This window comes from Jannaschia maritima (genome assembly GCF_030973515.1).
In the GTDB taxonomy this organism is placed as follows: Bacteria; Pseudomonadota; Alphaproteobacteria; order Rhodobacterales; family Rhodobacteraceae; genus Jannaschia; species Jannaschia maritima.
Map to the genome: position 1 here is coordinate 147,107 of NZ_JARGZA010000007.1, position 13,794 is coordinate 160,900.

At 71.0% G+C, this 13,794-nt stretch carries 19 protein-coding genes; 11 read left to right on the forward strand and 8 right to left on the reverse strand.

What is annotated here, in order from left to right; genetic code table 11:
- Positions 1-136: 136 nt before the first annotated feature.
- Genes P0084_RS08780 through P0084_RS08790 form a run of 3 tightly spaced genes read left to right on the forward strand, consistent with a single transcriptional unit; the run spans position 137 to position 1,703 of the window.
- Positions 137-346, forward strand: a complete 210-nt coding sequence (locus tag P0084_RS08780) for a cold-shock protein (protein ID WP_308916453.1) — start codon at positions 137-139, stop codon at positions 344-346.
- A gap of 59 nt (positions 347-405) precedes the next feature.
- Positions 406-999 (forward strand): nitroreductase family protein, encoded by a 594-nt coding sequence (locus P0084_RS08785; RefSeq protein ID WP_308916454.1) that lies wholly within the window; start codon positions 406-408, stop codon positions 997-999.
- The gene (locus P0084_RS08790; RefSeq protein WP_308916455.1) at positions 996-1,703 is read left to right on the forward strand and encodes an EI24 domain-containing protein; all 708 of its coding nucleotides are present in this window, start codon (positions 996-998) and stop codon (positions 1,701-1,703) included. The genes P0084_RS08785 and P0084_RS08790 overlap by 4 nt, the downstream gene beginning before the upstream one ends.
- Here P0084_RS08790 and P0084_RS08795 read toward each other — a convergent pair.
- Together P0084_RS08795 and mce are read right to left on the reverse strand one after the other, a co-directional pair.
- Positions 1,700-1,969 (reverse strand): DUF1467 family protein, encoded by a 270-nt coding sequence (locus tag P0084_RS08795; protein WP_308916456.1) that lies wholly within the window; start codon positions 1,967-1,969, stop codon positions 1,700-1,702. The two genes, P0084_RS08790 and P0084_RS08795, sit on opposite strands and share 4 nt — an antisense overlap.
- Complete coding sequence (gene mce, locus P0084_RS08800) at positions 1,966-2,373, reverse strand: methylmalonyl-CoA epimerase (RefSeq protein ID WP_308916457.1); 408 nt, start codon at positions 2,371-2,373, stop codon at positions 1,966-1,968. The genes P0084_RS08795 and mce overlap by 4 nt, the downstream gene beginning before the upstream one ends.
- 125 nt (positions 2,374-2,498) lie before the next feature.
- On the opposite strand from mce, the gene P0084_RS08805 reads away from it, so the two are divergent.
- A complete protein-coding gene (locus tag P0084_RS08805) occupies positions 2,499-3,194 on the forward strand; it encodes a response regulator (protein ID WP_308916458.1) in 696 nt (231 codons plus the stop codon).
- On the opposite strand, the gene P0084_RS08810 is transcribed toward P0084_RS08805, so the two are convergent.
- Genes P0084_RS08810 through P0084_RS08820 form a run of 3 tightly spaced genes read right to left on the reverse strand, consistent with a single transcriptional unit; the run spans position 3,187 to position 6,601 of the window.
- Entirely contained in the window at positions 3,187-3,852 is a 666-nt protein-coding gene (locus P0084_RS08810) for a GNAT family N-acetyltransferase (RefSeq protein ID WP_374213628.1), read from the reverse strand. The two genes, P0084_RS08805 and P0084_RS08810, sit on opposite strands and share 8 nt — an antisense overlap.
- Positions 3,849-5,717, reverse strand: coding sequence for a beta-N-acetylhexosaminidase (locus P0084_RS08815; protein WP_308916459.1), 1,869 nt, complete (start codon positions 5,715-5,717; stop codon positions 3,849-3,851). Before P0084_RS08815 ends, P0084_RS08810 begins: the two co-directional genes overlap by 4 nt.
- On the reverse strand, positions 5,714-6,601 hold the full coding sequence (locus tag P0084_RS08820) for an ROK family protein (protein WP_308916460.1): 888 nt from the start codon (positions 6,599-6,601) through the stop codon (positions 5,714-5,716). The genes P0084_RS08815 and P0084_RS08820 overlap by 4 nt, the downstream gene beginning before the upstream one ends.
- A gap of 357 nt (positions 6,602-6,958) precedes the next feature.
- Here P0084_RS08820 and P0084_RS08825 point away from each other — a divergent pair, with 357 nt between their 5' ends.
- On the forward strand, positions 6,959-7,672 hold the full coding sequence (locus P0084_RS08825) for a glutamine amidotransferase-related protein (RefSeq protein WP_308916461.1): 714 nt from the start codon (positions 6,959-6,961) through the stop codon (positions 7,670-7,672).
- 19 nt (positions 7,673-7,691) lie between these two features.
- Here P0084_RS08825 and P0084_RS08830 read toward each other — a convergent pair whose 3' ends face one another.
- Positions 7,692-8,465 carry an SDR family oxidoreductase gene (locus P0084_RS08830; protein WP_308916462.1) on the reverse strand — a complete coding sequence of 258 codons (774 nt, stop codon included), beginning with the start codon at positions 8,463-8,465 and terminating at the stop codon, positions 7,692-7,694.
- 281 nt (positions 8,466-8,746) lie between these two features.
- Here P0084_RS08830 and P0084_RS08835 point away from each other — a divergent pair, with 281 nt between their 5' ends.
- Genes P0084_RS08835 through P0084_RS08860 form a run of 6 tightly spaced genes read left to right on the forward strand, consistent with a single transcriptional unit; the run spans position 8,747 to position 11,910 of the window.
- A complete protein-coding gene (locus tag P0084_RS08835; RefSeq protein ID WP_308916463.1) occupies positions 8,747-9,253 on the forward strand; it encodes a type III secretion system chaperone family protein in 507 nt (168 codons plus the stop codon).
- Entirely contained in the window at positions 9,250-10,047 is a 798-nt protein-coding gene (gene proC, locus P0084_RS08840) for a pyrroline-5-carboxylate reductase (RefSeq protein WP_308916464.1), read from the forward strand. The genes P0084_RS08835 and proC overlap by 4 nt, the downstream gene beginning before the upstream one ends.
- Positions 10,044-10,382: a tRNA-binding protein gene (locus P0084_RS08845; RefSeq protein ID WP_308916465.1), complete on the forward strand. Its 339-nt coding sequence runs from the start codon at positions 10,044-10,046 to the stop codon at positions 10,380-10,382. The genes proC and P0084_RS08845 overlap by 4 nt, the downstream gene beginning before the upstream one ends.
- 2 nt (positions 10,383-10,384) lie before the next feature.
- The gene (locus P0084_RS08850; RefSeq protein ID WP_308916466.1) at positions 10,385-11,329 is read left to right on the forward strand and encodes a 2-hydroxyacid dehydrogenase; all 945 of its coding nucleotides are present in this window, start codon (positions 10,385-10,387) and stop codon (positions 11,327-11,329) included.
- Positions 11,330-11,389: 60 nt separating this feature from the next.
- Positions 11,390-11,638, forward strand: coding sequence for a type II toxin-antitoxin system CcdA family antitoxin (locus P0084_RS08855; RefSeq protein WP_308916467.1), 249 nt, complete (start codon positions 11,390-11,392; stop codon positions 11,636-11,638).
- Positions 11,638-11,910 (forward strand): CcdB family protein, encoded by a 273-nt coding sequence (locus tag P0084_RS08860; RefSeq protein WP_308916468.1) that lies wholly within the window; start codon positions 11,638-11,640, stop codon positions 11,908-11,910. The genes P0084_RS08855 and P0084_RS08860 overlap by 1 nt, the downstream gene beginning before the upstream one ends.
- A 10-nt stretch (positions 11,911-11,920) precedes the next feature.
- On the opposite strand, the gene P0084_RS08865 is transcribed toward P0084_RS08860, so the two are convergent.
- Both P0084_RS08865 and P0084_RS08870 read right to left on the reverse strand, forming a co-directional pair.
- The gene (locus P0084_RS08865) at positions 11,921-12,337 is read right to left on the reverse strand and encodes a PPC domain-containing DNA-binding protein (protein WP_308916469.1); all 417 of its coding nucleotides are present in this window, start codon (positions 12,335-12,337) and stop codon (positions 11,921-11,923) included.
- The gene (locus P0084_RS08870; protein ID WP_308916470.1) at positions 12,337-13,791 is read right to left on the reverse strand and encodes an NAD-dependent succinate-semialdehyde dehydrogenase; all 1,455 of its coding nucleotides are present in this window, start codon (positions 13,789-13,791) and stop codon (positions 12,337-12,339) included. The genes P0084_RS08865 and P0084_RS08870 overlap by 1 nt, the downstream gene beginning before the upstream one ends.
- Between the last annotated feature and the right edge of the window lie 3 nt (positions 13,792-13,794).

The following is a 13,794-nucleotide window of genomic DNA, read 5'->3' on the forward strand; positions in this document are numbered from 1 at the left end:
TCCGGTTGACGTCCCCGGTCAGGGGCATATGTGCGATTCCGTGACGACGATCTGCTAAGCCACCGGCAAGCTAACTTTGCGCCACCACTACCGTCGCGATCCTGCGGGCGGACGACCATCATGGGAGGGCCACATCATGGCCACCGGAACCGTCAAATGGTTCAATTCCACCAAGGGCTACGGCTTCGTCGCGCCCGACGACGGGGGCAAGGACATCTTCGTTCACATCTCCGCCGTCGAGCGTGCGGGCCTTACGGGCCTGCGCGACAACCAGAAGGTACAGTACGAACTGCGCGAAGGCCGTGACGGCCGTGCGTCCGCCGTCGATCTCGTCGCGCTAGACTGACGACTTGAAACGCCCCCGGCCGCATCGCACATCGCGATGCGAGCATAACGGGGGCCATCATGTCGCAAGCAAACGCCCTCCGGCCCCGGCCGGAGGTCACGGATTTCCTGTCCACGCGCAGGTCCCGCCCCGCACGGTCGTTGACCGCGCCGGCGCCGGATCGCGATGCCCTGACCACGATGCTGACGCTCGCGGTCCGCGTCCCCGACCATAAGAAACTGGAACCCTGGCGCTTCGTCGTCGCCGAAGGGGCCGCGCTGTCGCGCCTCGCCGATGCGGCACAGGCGCGGATGACGTCACTCGGCGCGTCCGAGAAGGACACCGGCAAGGCGGCGTCGCTGTTCCGCGACGCGCCCGTTGTGGTCTGTATCGTCGCCAGCCCCGTGGCCGACGCCCCCATCCCGGAGGTCGAGCAGACGCTTTCGGCGGGTGCGGTGTGCCTGGGCCTCCTGAACGCCGCCGCCGCGGGCGGGTTCGGGGCCAACTGGCTGTCCGGCACCTTGGCCCTCGATCGACCCTTCCTCGAAGACGTGCTCGGCTTGTCGGAACGTGAATGGGTCGCGGGCTTCGTCGTCCTAGGGACCGAAACGGCGGTGCCCCCCGACCGCCCCCGCCCCGACGTCGCCGCCCTGACGACCTGGATCGACGCGTGAAGGACATCCTTCGGGCGCTGGGCCAGTTGGGCGACCCACGCTTCCGCGGGGTCCTGTTAACGGGGATCGGGCTGTCCGTGGCGCTGCTGGCGGGGTTCGTCGCCCTCGCCGTCTGGCTCGCGCGCTGGCTGGTCGGCCCCACCGTCACCCTGCCCTGGCTGGGTCCCGTGACTTGGCTGGACGAGGCGGCGGGCTTCGCGGTGCTGCCGCTGACCCTCGTTGCCAGCGTGTTCCTGATGGTGCCGGTCGCATCGGCCTTCACGGGCCTGTTCCTCGACCGCATCGCCGCAGCGGTTGAGGCGCGCCACTACCCCCACCTGCCCCCGCCACGGTCGCAGGGTTGGGGGGAGGTGCTGGGCGAGAGCGCGGGCTTTCTGGGCCTGGTGATTCTGGTCAATGCGGGCGCGCTGGTGGCCTATGTCTTCCTGGCCCCGATCGCGCTCTTCGTGTTCTGGGGGGTGAACGGGTTTCTGCTGGGCCGGGAATACGCCCACATGGTCGCGGCCCGGCACCTGCCCGTCGATCGCGCCCGTGCCTTCCGCCGCAGGCACCGCGGACGCATCTGGCTGACTGGCGTGCTGATGGCCGTGCCGTTGTCGGTCCCCGTCCTGAACCTGCTCGTCCCGGTGGTGGGGGCGGCCGCGTTCACGCATCTGTTCCACCGTCTGCGCGGCACCGATCCTGATTCGGCAGGGAGGGTCTAGACGGACCGCCCGGTGATCCAGCGGATGTCGTCGATCCCGATCAGCCCCGACACGATCAACCAGACCAACGGCGCCCAGATCAGGAACGCGATCCAGGTCGCGCGCCACAACCGGCGCTTCAGGCCGACGAACTCGGGCGCCGAGGCGTGCGTCCCCTCCACCCGGCTGCCGGTGTCCCCCTGCGTGCGGACCCCGGTCTGCAACAGGATCAGCATGACCATCGCCCACACCATGGCGAAGACGACGACGGCGGAGAAGATGCTCATGCGACCTGCTCCAACTCGATCAGGGTGCCGGTGAAATCCTTGGGGTGCAGGAACAGGACGGGTTGGCCGTGGGCGCCGATCTTCGGCGTCCCGTCGCCCAGGACGCGCGCGCCGTGCTGCAGCAGATGGTCGCGGGCCGCGACGATGTCCCCCACCTCGTAGCAGACATGATGGATCCCGCCGGCCGGATGCCGTGCTAGGAACGCCGCGATCGGGCTGTCCTCGCCCAGGGGGTGCAGGAACTCGACCTTCGTGTTGGGCAGGTCGACGAATACGACGCGCACGCCATGGGCGGGCTCGTCCTGTGGGGACCCCACGGTGGCGCCCAGCACGTCGCGGTACTGCGACGCCGCGGCTTCCAGGTCCGGAACGGCGATCGCCACGTGGTTCAATCGTCCGATCATGGAGGGTACCCCGTTCTGCAAACCCGCCCCTGCACGCGGGGGGCCGGACGATTCATAACTCGTTAAGGGGCCGGGAGCAATTTGACGCAAAGGCCTGGAAGGGCCGCCATCCCAGAGGTCTCAGAATGGACGAACTCGCGACCCTCGCCCGCCCCGCCCCGACCGCGCAGCGCCCCCTCCTGGGCTTGACCGTCCTTCTGGTTGAAGACAGCCGCTTCGCCTCCGAAGCGGTGCGCCTGCTCTGCATGGCGTCGGGTGCGCGCATCCGCCGCGCGGACTGCATCGCCAGCGCCGACCGCCACCTCGGCACCTATGCCCCCGGCGTCGCCATCGTGGATCTCGGACTGCCCGACGGACCCGGAACGGACCTGATCGCCAGGCTACATGCCTCGCCGAACCGGCCCGACGTGATTCTGGCGACCTCCGGCGTGGACCGCCACGCCGCGGAAGCCGACGCCCTCGCCGCCGGCGCGGACGGGTTCCTGCCCAAGCCCATCGACAGCCTCGCGGCGTTCCAGCAGGCCATCCTGTCTCGTTTGCCCGCCTCGCGTCGCCCCATGGGCCTGCGAGCGGTCAGCAACGACACGGTCACCCCCGACCGGCTGGCCCTGGCGGAAGACTATGCGAGCGCGGCCCGGATGCTGGCGGACGAAGCCGTGCCCACGGGCTTCATCGCGGGCTTCCTGCGTGGCCTCGCGCGGACGGGCAACGACACCGGCCTCCTGCGCGAAATCGGATCCCTGAAGGCGCCGTCGGCGGAACTGCGCGAACGGCTGCGATCCGTCGTCACCGCACGGACGCTGGAGCGGCGGGTCATCTGACCCCCGCCGCCCGGATCGCGCCCAGCGACCGGATCTGCCGTCCGTCCGCATCGAAGTTGGCCGGCGCCAACCAAGTGACCAGCGCGGCACGCCGGTCCGGCCATTCCCGATCCAGGATCGAGAACCAGGCCGTGTCCCGGCTGCGGCCCTTCACGACCATGTGCTGACGGAACGTGCCTTCCGCGGTGAAGCCCAACCGCTCCGCCGCCCGCCGGCTGGCGGCGTTGGCCGCGTCGCACTTCCATTCCAGCCGCCGGAACCCCGCGTCGAAGGCCCTGTCCGCCATCAGGAACAGAGCCTCGGTCGCGGCGGGGGTCCGTCGCAGCGTAGGCGCGAACGCCAGATGCCCGATCTCGATCGAGCCATGGGCGCGATCGATCCGCATCAGCGCGCCCACGCCGCACCACCCCGCCCCCGACCGCATCGCATAGAAGGCCGGATCCGTCTGCGCCGCGGACCCGGCGACCCAGTCGGCATACGCCGCGCCGTCCGCGAAGGGACCATAGGGCAGCCGGTCCCACATCGCGTCGTCCGCCGCGTTCGCGGCGTGCAGCGCCGCCGCATGGCCCGGGCGCAGCCGTTCCAGCCGGACGCGCGCGCCCGCCATCGTGTCCGGCGGATCGAAGGCCAGGGGCGTCCAATGCGTCGGACCGGTCACGGCAGCGGCATCAGGCGGGCATGGGCGGCGAAGCGGGAGAAGTCCTTCGCGCCGGGCGGGGTCCAAGCGGCCTCGGCCACGGCTGACAGGCGCGGATGCGCCATGTCGCGCAAGCGGTCCATGTCGGACAGGTGCTCAGACCAAAGGCAGGCCTGCACGCCCAGCAAGCGCCCCGGACCGTCCGGCAGGCCCGCGGTCGGCTCGTACGCGTAGGTCCGTTCGACCGGGACCGGGCCGGCCCAGGATGTGCCCGGCGCGTCCCACCCCGCCCCCTGTACCATGTCCAGATAATACGCCTGCCCCGGCGTCGCGACCACGTCGTAGCCCTGCGCGATCAGTTCCGCAGTCAGCTCGCGCGTCTGCCATGCCATCAGGATCGCCCCCTCCGGGAACACGCCGCCGCCGCGGGCGCATTCGTCCCAGCCCGCCATGGTCCTCCCCCGCGCGCGCACCATCGCCTGGACACGGCGCAGGAAGTGGGACTGCAACGCCATCGCTCCCTCGATCCCCAACGCCGCGGCGGCGGGCGAGGCGTGCCAGGCGTTCGCGTCCACCTCGTCCCCGCCGACATGGATCACCGCGCCGGGGAACAGCGCGAACACCTCGTCCAGAAGCGCCTCCACCACCTCGTAGGTGCGGGGCAGGCCGGGGTTCAGGGCGTTGTTCGGATACCCCTGGATGGACCGATAGCTGTCTGCGGGCTCGTCCGAATCGGCCAGGTCGGGGATCGCGCTCAGGATGGCGGTGGTGTGCCCGGGCAGGTCGATCTCCGGCACGACCTCGATGCCCAGGGCCGCCGCATGCGCCACGACTGCGGCGACCTCGAGTTGCGAGTAGGTGCCCGCCTGCCCCTCCGGACCGTCGGCGTATTGCGGCGGCAGCGGCGCGTCGCCCCCGCGCCGCGCGCCGATATCGGCCAGGGCGGGAAAGGCCCGGGACGGAAGGCGGTATCCTTCGTCGTCCGACAGGTGCCAGTGGAACCGGTTCAGCTTGTGCCACGCCATGACGTCGAGCAGGCGCAGGACCTCCCCCGCGCTGCGCATGTTGCGGGCGACGTCCAGGTGGCACCCCCGCCATCCGTGGGTCGGGGCGTCCTCGATCCTGCCGCGGGATGGGAACCGATAGCCGCCGTCCCCCCGCGCCGCATGGGCCATCTGCGCCAACGTGATCACGCCGTGCCGTAAGCCATCCGCATCACGGTGGCGCACCGTGATCACGTCATCGAAGTCCAGCGAATAGGATCCGGGCGCACCGTCCCCTGCGACCAATCGCACCGGGAGCCCGCCTTCGCCCAAGTCGAACGGGGCGGGTGCCGTGGGAAACAGCCGGCGATGCAGCGCCGCGACCGCGGCGAACGGAACCGGGTCGGCATCCGCCGCGGGCGACAGGACCGGCGCGGGGCCCAGGCCATCGACCGCGACCCGGGCGGGCCAGGGCAGCAGGCCCAGCGCAGCGGCCCGGCCCGCGGGCCAGGGCTTCACCGGGCCGCGGGGCCGGTCGTCGGGGGGCTGCAGATCGCCCACCGTGGCGGACAGGGCGACGCCGTCCGCGTCCACGACCCAAGCCGCCATCGCCCCCTGCGACCGGTTCAGGGGCGGGTGGGTCAACCCGTGCAGCGCGACGTCGACCCCCTGCCCCGGCGGCAGGGTCGGCACGGGGTCCAGCGCGACCTCCACATGGTTGGCCAGTTTGCGGTGGACCCGCCCGCCCGTGACGGCCACGTCGTCCGCCAGCCGCGTCATGGACGCATAGCACAGGCGGACCACGGTCACCGGACGGTCGCCCAGGTTGCGCAGGCGGAACGTGAACCCGCCGTTGCCGGGTCCTGCGACGTGGCGCTGGGACAGGTGCAGACGGGCGGTCATGCGGCGGCCCGGTCGGCGGCCAGCAGCGCGGCGCCGCGCGCGCCGGAACTGTCGCCATGCAGTGCGCGCAGGATGCGCGGCGCCGGCTGCGGCCCCAACATGCGGGGGTGGAGGGCGTCCGTCAGCCGCTCCGTAAGGCGGTCCACCCGGGACGCGCCACCACCCAGCACGACGGCTTCGGGCGCCACTAGCAAATGCAGGTCGCGCAGCACGTCCGCCAGCACGTCGATCCAGATCGTCAGGACGTCCCCCGGCACGCCGTCCTCCACCCGGACGGGACGGCCCGTCCGCCACGACGCGATGCGTGCCAGACCCGTTCCGGAGGCATAGACCTCATTGCAGCCCGCGCGCCCGCAACAACAGTCCCACAACGGCAGGTCATGGCGGGCCAGCGCGGCGGCAGGCGCTCCGACGTGGCCCACCTCCAACGGCAGGTCGCCGTGGCGGGGGGGCGGCACGCCGTCCACGCACAGGCCCCCGCCGACCCCGGTGCCCAGGATCAGTCCCATCACGACCCGAACTCCGTCGGCGGCCCCGCCCCGCGCCTCCGACACGGCGAAGGCCGCGCCGTCGCCCACGACCGTTACGGGCCGGCCCGCGCCCGTCGACAGGACGTCGGCGGGCAAATGACCCGTCAAGGGCACGTTCGCCGCGAACCACGCCCCCGTCCGAGGGTCCGCGAGCCCCGGCAGCGCCACGCCCACGGACACGCGCCTGCCTGCTTCGGCATCCAGCCACGCGATCAGGTCCAGCGCCGCGGTGCACAGCGCGTCGAACGACGCGAGCGGGGTCGCCACGCGCCGCGAGGCCACGGTCGCGGCATCAGGCCCCTCGAAGAGCCGCGCCTCCATCTTCGTGCCGCCCAGGTCGATGCCCCCGATCATGCGCCCCTTCCGCCGCCGTTCGCGACACGTTGACCACGCCGCGCGGCGGCGCGCCAGGGGCGCACCACGACCCATGCCCGGCACCGCCGTGCGACGGATGTCGCGAACGTGACGGAAGCTCGGGTTGGCGCGGACGGTGATCGCGACTACCTCCCGACTGGAAGCGCGGGCCGGCTCCGCGGCCGGCATGCCCCCCAACCGACCCGCCGCGCCCGCCGTGGCGCCCCTCGTCCCACAGGTGCCGGAATATCCCTCTCCATACTCGTCGTCTCCTCCGAGACGCAGGACCAGCAGGACGCCCGCCGCAAGCGCAGCGGCGGCGCCTCGCACGAAAGCTTCGCCGACACGCTGCGGCAGATGCGGCCCGGCCTCCGACTGACGGACGTCAATTGCGTCGAAGGAACGCCGCCCCCGGCGCTGTCCGGATACGACGGCGCCGTGTTCGCCGGCTCACCCATCCAGATGCACGAAAACGCCCCGGAGGTCCGCAGCGCGGCGCGCTTCATGGAAGCGGTCTACGAAGCCGGCCTGCCGTCGTTCGGATCCTGCGCGGGGTTGCAGATCGCGGTGGTGGCCGCCGGCGGGTCCGTCCGCCCCCGGTCCGAAACGATGGAGGCCGCCTTCGCGCGGGGCGTGTGGCGCACGCCGGACGGCGCGGACCACCCCCTCCTGGCCGATCGGCCCGGTGCCTGGGATGCACCTGCGATGCATGCCTCCATGGTGGACCTGATGCCGGATGGCGGGACCGTCTTGGCCCGCACGCGCGCCACGCCCGTCCAGGCGGCCGAGATCCGGCGCGGGGCGGGCACGTTCTGGGGCGTGCAGTACCACCCCGAGCTGTCCCTGGCCGAGATTGCGGCCGCGCTTCGCGCCTCCGCGGACGACTTGGTCGGCCAGGGTCTGGCAGGCGACGCCGGCGACGTCGGTCGCTATGCCGATGTCCTGGACGGTCTCGACGCCGATCCCGACCGACGCGACCTGGCCTTCCGTCTCGGCTTGGACGAACAGACCACCCGCGCCGACGACAGGCGGCGCGAGATCGAGAACTTCCTGCGGATGCTGGGGGGCTGACCGGCGAGCGGCGGGCGCATCAGGGCACGGGCAGGCCCACCGCCCGCCGCCCTTCGGGCGTCTTGAGCGAGAAGTCGGTCCCCAGCCAGGCGTCCCCGGCGGGCGTCGCCAGGAAGGCGATGGCGCCGGCGACCCATTCGGGCGGTATGTGCGCGTCCCAGTCCAATCGGCTGACCGGATTGATGCCCGACGCGGCGATCTCGCGTTGCATCTGCGTGGCCACGGTGCCGGGCGACAGGCCGATCACGCGGATGCCTTGGGCCTGCCCCTCCTGGTGGGCCACGCCGGTCAGCCGCAGGACGGCGGCCTTCGACGCGCAGTAATGCGACCAACCTTCCAGCGCGCCGTTGGCCGCGCCCGACGATATGTTGACCACCGTGCCCCCGCCCTGCCGGGCCATCACCGGCATGACGAAGCGCAGGCCGTGATAGACGCCCTTCACGTTCACGTCGATCACCGTGGCCCAGGCCGCGGGGTCGCTGTCGACGATGCGCGCGATGGGGTCGATCAGGCCCGCATTGTTCACCAGCAGGTCGATGCGCCCCCACCGGTCCACCACCGCGTCGACCAGGGCGGCGAACCCATCCGCGTCGGCCACGTCCAGCGCGTGCGCCCAGGCCGCGTCCCCGATCTCGTCGGCCAGGGCCTTGATCGCGGCGGCGCCACGGGCGGCCAGCACGACGCGCGCGCCCAGATCGGCCAGATGGCGGGCGGCGGCGGCGCCGATCCCCCGGCTGGCCCCGGTGATCAGCGCGACCTGTCCGGACAGGTCGGGGCGGGTCGGATCGGTCATGGCGTCGAATCCTTCGGCAGTGGCGATCGGTCCGGCCCCCCGTCCGGGCGGCCATCGGGATCCCCCTAGCTCAATCGTCCCCAGGGCGGAACGCGGGCCTGTGCATAATGGCGGTGCAGGACGCGCACGCCCGGGCCGGGGGCGGAAACTTGGGGATAACGGAAAGGCCATCCTTTACAGCCCACCACCACCGCACCACCATATCTGGTAGGCGCAGGGCGAGCGATTCCAATCCCTGTCCGGCGTCCAACCCGTCGCGAACCCAGGGAGGATCGCACCCCATGCTCCATCAGCGCAACTCATTCGCGGAAACGGGCGACCTGCACCCGATCGACTTGGTCGAAACGGTGGCGGAAGCGCACGACTGGGACTTCGACCGCGTCGGCGACGACCAGATCGCCATGATCGTCGAAGGGCAATGGCGGACCTATTCCGTCACCCTCGCCTGGTCGGAGGTGGACGAGACGCTGCGCCTGATCTGCTGCTTCGAGATGGCGCCCCCCGACGAATCCCTGCCCGGCCTCTACGAACTGCTGAACCGCGCCAACGACGAATGCTGGACGGGCAACTTCACCTATTGGGCGCGCGACGACCTGATGGTGTTCCGCTATGGCCTCGTGCTGGCGGGCGGCGCGATGGCGCAGGCCGAACAGGTCAACCACCTCATCGCCGAAGCGGTGCTGGCGGGCGAACGCTTCTATCCAGCCTTCCAACTGGTCTGCTGGGGGGGCCGCACCCCGCAGGAGGCGATGCAGATCGCCATCGCGGAGGCCTACGGCCGCGCATGACGCGGATGGACGACGTGAACCGCCGCGGCCTGGTCCTGCTGGGCTGCGGTAAGATGGGCTCCGCCATGCTGGCCGGATGGCTGGCGGGGGGCCTGGACCCAGCTGCCGTCCACGTCGTCGACCCGGCCCCGTCGGACTGGCTGCGCGGCACGGGCGTGGTGCTGGACGGCCCCCTGCCCGACACCCCCGCCCTGACCCTGATCGCGGTCAAGCCGCAGACGATGGGCGACGCCCTGCCCGCCCTGCAGGGGTTGCGGAACACGCTGTTCGTTTCCGTCGCCGCCGGGACGACCATCGCGGCGTTCGAAGCCGCGTTCGGCCCGGATGCGCGGATCGTGCGCGCCATGCCGAACACGCCCGCCGCCGTGGGCGCGGGCATCACTGCCATCGTCGGCAACGCGAACGCCGGGGACGCCGACCTCGACCTCGCGCAGACGTTCCTGTCCGCCGTGGGCGACGTGGTACGCCTGGACGACGAGACGCAGATGGACGCCGTCACCGGCCTGTCGGGATCGGGCCCGGCCTATGTCTTCCACCTAATCGAGGCGATGGCCGCCGCCGGCATCGCCCAGGGCCTGGCGCCCGACCTGGCCCTGCGCCTGGCACGCGCGACGGTCGCGGGCGCGGGCAAGCTTGCGCTGGACGGCGCCGATCCCGCGCAGTTGCGCCGCGACGTGACATCGCCGAACGGCACGACGCAGGCGGGGCTGGCCGTCCTGATGGACGAACTGCCCGACCTGATGGAACGCACGGTCGCCGCCGCCGCCGACCGGTCCAGGGCGTTGCGCGGATGACCCCGATCACCTTCGACGACTTCCAAGCGGTCGACATCCGCGTGGGCACGATCGTCCGGGCCGAACCCTTCCCCGAAGCCCGCAAGCCCGCGATCAAGATGTGGATCGACTTCGGTCCCGAACTGGGGGAGCGCAAGACCTCCGCCCAGGTCACGGCGCATTACGCGCCGGGCACCCTGATCGGGCGGCAGGTCGTCGCCGTCGTGAACTTCCCGCCCCGCCAGATCGGCCCCTTCATGTCCGAGGTCCTGGTCCTCGGCCTGCCCGACCGCGCGGGCGAGGTGGTGCTGCTGGCCCCCGACCAGCCCGTCCCCGAAGGCGGGCGAATGCACTGACGATGGACCGCCTGCTGATATCGCGTGCCCTGCCCGACAGCGTCATGGACGCCGCCCGCGACCGGTTCGACGTGACCTGCCGCGACACGACCCTGCCGATGGACCGGGCCGAATGCCGCGCGGCGCTGGTCGGATACGACGTCGTCCTGCCCACCCTGGGCGATGCCTTCGGGGCGGACGCCTTCGACGGCCCCGTTCGCGCGAAGGGGCTGGCGAACTTCGGCGTGGGCTTCGACCACATCGACGTCGCCGCCGCCCGCGCCGCGGGGTTGGCGGTGACGAACACGCCCGGCGCCGTGACCGACGCCACCGCCGACATCGCGATGATGCTGATCCTAATGACCGCCCGCCGCGCCGCGGAAGGCGAACGGCTGGTCCGGGCGGGTGACTGGTCCGGATGGCACCCCGTGCAAATGCTGGGACGATCCGTGTCGGGGTCCACCCTGGGCGTGATCGGCATGGGCCGCATCGGGCAGGCCGTCGCCAAGCGGGCGCGGGACGGGTTCGGGATGCGCGTCCTCTTCCACAACCGTTCCACCAAGGCGGTGGACGGGGCCGAACAGGTCGCCACCGTCGCGGACCTGTGCGCCGCATCCGACGTCGTCGTCGTGGCCGCCGCCGCCACGCCGGGCACCCACCACATCGTCGACGCCCGCGCCCTGTCCGCCATGCGCCCCCATGCCCATCTGGTGAACATCGCCCGCGGAAACCTGGTGGACGAGGCCGCGCTGATCGATGCCTTGCGATCGGGCCGCATCGCGGGCGCGGGCCTCGACGTCTACGAACGCGAACCCCGGGTCCCCGACGCCCTACGCGCCCTGCCCAACGTCACGCTGCTGCCCCATCTGGGCACCGCGACCCTCGCCGTGCGCGAGGACATGGGCCGCATGGCGCTCGACAACGCGGCGGCCATCGCCGAAGGCCGCGACCCGCCGAACCCCGTCTGACGGAACCTCTGACGGACGCCGCGCGGGACCATACCTTCGCGCCATACACGGAGGTTCGCCATGAACGCCCAACCACCACGCCGCATTCAAGTTCAACTCGACGCCGACTTGCTCGATCGAGCCGAAGAGTTGGGTGTTGACATGGACGATGCCGTTCTCGACGGCATGCGCATCGCCGTCGAACGCGCGGAAGGGCGGGCAAGGCGGAAACGGTGGGCGATGGAGAATCGCGGATCGCTCGAGGCCTGGGGCGAGTGGGTCGAGCGCAATGGGTTGCTTCTATCGGATCTCGCGGTGACGAAGCTCTGATGGCAAGATACGATGTCTACCGCTTGCGAGATGGACGACATGTATTGGACGTGCAATCCGATTTCGTCTACGGAACGAAGACGCGAACCGTCGTCCCGCTACAGGAGCCTGCCGATGTTCCAGACGCGACGCCTCACTTGCATCCGCGTATCAAGATCGACACCCGCGAACTCACCATTATGACCCATCTGATCGCCGCCGTTCCAGAAGCTGGGTTAAAGGAGCCGATCGCCAACCTCGACGACCATTCCGACGCCATCACCCGCGCCTAGGATACGCTCCTCACCGACTGGTGACGCCGCGCACGACCAGTTCTCGATACCCCGACACGGCGCAGCCCTCGCGTGCGAAGGCCACGTCCTCCAGCGACACCGCCACCACCTCCGCGGTGGTGTGGATCGCCGATCCCGGCAGCAGGTGCCCGCCCCGCACCCGCCCGTCCCCGTCCGCCAGGCTCAGATGCAGGTGCTGTCCCTGCGGATCCACCGTGCCGACCAGCGATACGATCTCGAACCGGCCGTCATACGCCGTGCCCGCGTCCCGGTCCGCATGGCGCAGGCGGCACCGCGTCAGCGAGCCCACGCAGGTGACGATCGCCATGGCTCGCGCCCCCGCCTCCGCCCGGACGGCCTGCAGGCCTTCGATCAGGTCGGTTCCCGGCATCAGCCGGAAGGCCAGGAACCGCCCCCGGCTCTCCATCAGATCCCGTCGATGCAGACGTACTTGGTTTCCAGGTAATCCTCCAACCCCTGCGATCCGCCTTCCTTGCCCAGACCGGATTCCTTCACGCCGCCGAACGGCGCCTCCACGGTGGTGATCAGACCCGAATTGATCCCGATCATGCCGTATTGCAGCCCCTCGTTCAGCCGGAAGGCGCGGCCCAGATTGGTCGTATAGGCATAGCAGGCCAGCCCATAGACCGTGGCGTTCGCCATGGCGATCGCCTCCGCCTCCGTGTCGAAGCGGAAGACCGGCGCCAGGGGGCCGAAGATCTCGTCGGTGGCGAAGTCCATGGCCTGCGTGGCCCCCGTCACGACCGTCGGCTCGAAGAACGTGCCGCCCAGATCGTGCCGCTTGCCGCCCGTGACGACCGTGCCGCCCTTGGCCGTTGCGTCGGCCACGAACCCTTCGACCTTCTCGACCGCATCCCCGTCGATCATCGGCCCCTGCTCGACGCCCGCGTCGCGCCCGTCGCCCACCTTCAACGCCTTCGTCGCATCCACCAGCTTCGCCACGAACGCGTCGTGGATGCCGGATTGCACATAGATGCGGTTCGCACATACGCAGGTCTGCCCCGCGTTGCGGAACTTCGACACCATCGCGCCCTGCACGGCGGCATCCAGATCGGCGTCGTCGAACACGATGAAGGGCGCGTTGCCGCCCAACTCCATGCTGACCTTCTTCACGGTGTCGGCGGACCCACGGATCAGCTCCTTGCCCACTTCGGTGGACCCGGTGAAGGTGATCTTGCGCACCTCCGGCGCCTCCATCATCGCGCCCGCGATCTCGCGCGCGGACCCGGTGACGACGTTCACCACCCCCGCGGGATAGCCCACCTCCTCGCACAGCGCCCCCCAGGCCAGGCCGCTATAGGGCGTGGCCGTCGCGGGCTTGGCGACCACCGTGCAGCCGGCGGCCAGGGCGGGCGCCAGCTTGCGCGCCAGCATGGAGGACGGGAAGTTCCAGGGCGTGATCATGCCCACCACCCCGATGGCGTGCTTCGTCACCAGGATACGGCGGCCGTTCACGCCGGCAGGCACGATCTCGCCCTTCGCGCGGCGGGCTTCCTCGGCGAACCAGCGGACGTACTGAGCGCCGATGGCGATCTCGCCCTTCGCCTCCGCCAGCGGCTTGCCCATCTCGACGGTCAACAGTTCGGCCAGCGTCGCCTGGTTGTCCATCAACGCGTCGTGCAGCTTCCACAGCAGTGCGCAGCGCTCCATCAGCGCGGTGTCGCGGAACCCCGGGAACGCGGCATGGGCGGCGGCGATGGCACGTGCCGTCTCGGCCCGTCCGCCCTTCGGAACGGTGCCGATCACGGACCCGTCCACCGGGTTCGTCACGTCGATGGTCCCGCCCCCGTCCGCGCCGACCCAGTCGCCGCCGATCAGGTTCGCCTCGCGCCGATACGTCGTATAGCCGCCATCCAGCATGGC